The organism is Vibrio sp. M260118 (genome assembly GCF_036533755.1).
GTDB lineage: Bacteria > Pseudomonadota > Gammaproteobacteria > Enterobacterales > Vibrionaceae > Vibrio.
Genome location: NZ_JATABG010000414.1, coordinates 1 through 2896 on the forward strand (window position 1 = coordinate 1; position 2896 = coordinate 2896).

1 protein-coding gene is annotated in these 2896 nt (G+C 44.8%); it reads left to right on the top strand.

The window, feature by feature from the left end:
- Positions 1 to 264: 264 nt before the first annotated feature.
- A partial coding sequence (locus QTO00_RS17660; protein WP_331425943.1) for an insulinase family protein occupies positions 265 to 2896 on the top strand: 2632 nt, incomplete at its 3' end.

Sequence of the window (2896 nt, forward strand, 5' to 3'; positions counted from 1 at the left end):
CGTTTATCGTTGGGGTGACTATTCCGCTGCTGTTAACACAGCTTGTTCATTACTTACTAGCGCATTTTCGCAGCGCTTTTAATAATTATATCAAGTCTATTGTCAAACAACCTGACTTTGTTAACACAATTTCAAGTCGACTAACGAAAAACGACAACCTCTTTTTGCTCATATTTCTCAAACAGATAGTTTGCACAAGCCTGTATCCGAGTCATAATTACTTTATTATCTATAAGACGATGTCTAAAGATCGGAGAGTGTATTGTGCACATTAGCCCAAATGATACCAACCAGTACCGTTATCTAACCTTAGCGAACGGTGTTAGGGTTTTATTGATCCATGATGCCAATGCACAAAAATCTGCTGCAGCGTTAGCAGTTAATGTCGGTCACTTTGATGATCCTGTAGACAGAGAAGGCTTAGCTCACTATCTAGAACATATGCTATTTTTGGGCACAGAAAAATACCCCAAAGTCGGTGAGTTTCAGAGTTACATTAATCAGCATGGCGGAAGTAACAACGCGTGGACAGGAACAGAGCACACCTGCTTCTTTTTCGACGTCTCTCCCAATGCATTCAAGCAGAGCCTCGACCGATTTAGCCAGTTTTTTACCGCGCCTCTATTCAACTCAGAAGCATTAGACAAGGAGCGACAAGCTGTTGAATCTGAGTACAAACTCAAGCTCAACGACGACTCGAGACGGCTCTACCAAGTTCACAAAGAAGTGGTCAACCAAGCTCACCCCTTCAGTAAGTTTTCCGTCGGCAACTTAGAAACGCTCGGCGACCGAGGCGGAGTGTCGATCAGAGACGAAATTGTCGCTTTCCATTTTGAGCAGTACTCTGCGGATTTAATGACGCTCACTATAGCGGGCCCGCAAGAACTCGATGAGCTAGAAGCATGGTGCCAAGAGAAGTTCTCTACTATTCCAAATCACCACTTAGCGCATAAGTGCATAACGGCTCCCTATAACGACCAAAATTCAACCTCAATTTTAATCAATGTTGAACCTATAAAAGAGATTCGCAAATTAATCTTGACCTTCCCTATGCCTAGCATGGATGAATATTATCAATCCAAACCTCTCTCCTACTTCGCTCATCTACTTGGCTATGAAGGTAAAGCAAGCTTGATGCTAATGCTTAAAGAGAAAGGCTGGATTACCTCGTTATCTGCAGGAGGCGGCACAAGTGGCAGTAACTACCGTGAGTTTGCAATTAGCTGTGCGCTAACTCCAGAAGGTTTACAGCAAGTTGACCAAATTACCCAAGCAGTATTCAGCTATATTTCTCTGATTGCCGAGAAAGGCATGGACGAATGGCGTTATCTTGAAAAACAGGCGGTGTTGGAATCGGCTTTCCGTTTTCAAGAACCCACTCGCCCTCTCGATCTGGTTAGTCACTTAGTGATCAACATGCAACACTATCATCCAGATGACGTAATCTATGGCGATTTCATGATGAACCGCTACGATGAAGCGCAGTTAAAATCATTGCTCGGCTACTTTACCCCAGCGAACCTGCGTACCACTTTGATCGCCCACGGTTACCAATACGACAAACGCGCTAAGTGGTATGACACGCCTTACTCGATCACTCCGTTTACACAACAACAAACGGAGTTCTATCTCCAACCTAGCCCATTAAAGTTCGAGCTACCAGAGAAAAACCCTTTTATCTGCTATGACCTTGACCCTAAAGAGCTTGAGGTAACCCAAACCCAGCCTCAAGTATTGGAGGAGTTACCTGGCTTCAAACTCTGGCATTTACAAGATGATGAATTTAGATTACCGAAAGGGGTAATCTATGTAGCGATTGATAGCCCTCATGCCGTCGCCAACCCACGTAACATCGTTAAAACTCGTATTTGCGTTGAGATGTTTTTAGACAGCCTCGCCTCCGACACCTATCAGGCCGAAATTGCAGGTATGGGTTACAACATGTATGCCCACCAAGGCGGCGTCACGTTGACTGTTTCTGGTTTTAGCCAAAAGCAACCGGAGTTGATGAAGCAAATTTTAACCCGCTTTGCAGCGCGAGATTTTAGCACTCAGCGTTTTGATACCATTAAGCAACAATTGCTAAGAAATTGGCGCAACTCAGCTCAAGATCGCCCTATTTCGCAACTGTTTAATGCACTAACTGGTATTTTGCAGCCAAACAATCCACCTTATTCAGTACTCGTTGAGGCATTGGAGTCAATCAAGGTCGACGAACTTGCGAGCTTTGTGGATGCCATTCTCGCTGAATTGCATGTAGAGATGTTTGTTTATGGGGACTGGACTAGATCAGACGCACTGGCACTTGGCAACACACTAAAAGATGCTTTGAGAGTTAAAGATCAACAATATGAAGAGGCACTGCGTCCACTAGTGATGTTAGGTAAAAACGGTTCATTCCAACGTGAGGTGTTCTGCGATCAGGAAGACTCAGCGACTGTAATGTATTACCAATGTGACGATACGAGCGCTAAAAGCATCGCCTTGTATTCACTCGCCAACCACCTGATGTCGGCAACCTTCTTCCACGAAATCCGTACGAAACAGCAATTAGGCTACATGGTAGGAACTGGCAACTTACCACTGAACAAGCATCCTGGTATCGCACTCTATGTGCAATCACCGAATGCCGCGCCAATCGATCTGATTAGCTCAATCGATGAGTTCCTCAATGCCTTCTATATGGTGTTACTTGAGCTCAATGAGTACCAATGGCACAGCAGTAAACGCGGGCTTTGGAACCAAATCTCAACTCCAGATACCACCTTACGTGGTCGTGCACAGAGATTATGGGTCGCGATAGGCAATAAAGACCTCGAGTTCAATCAGCGAGAAGTGGTACTGCAAGAACTTAAAGCATTAACCCATACTGACATGATCCGCTTCGTCGTCAATG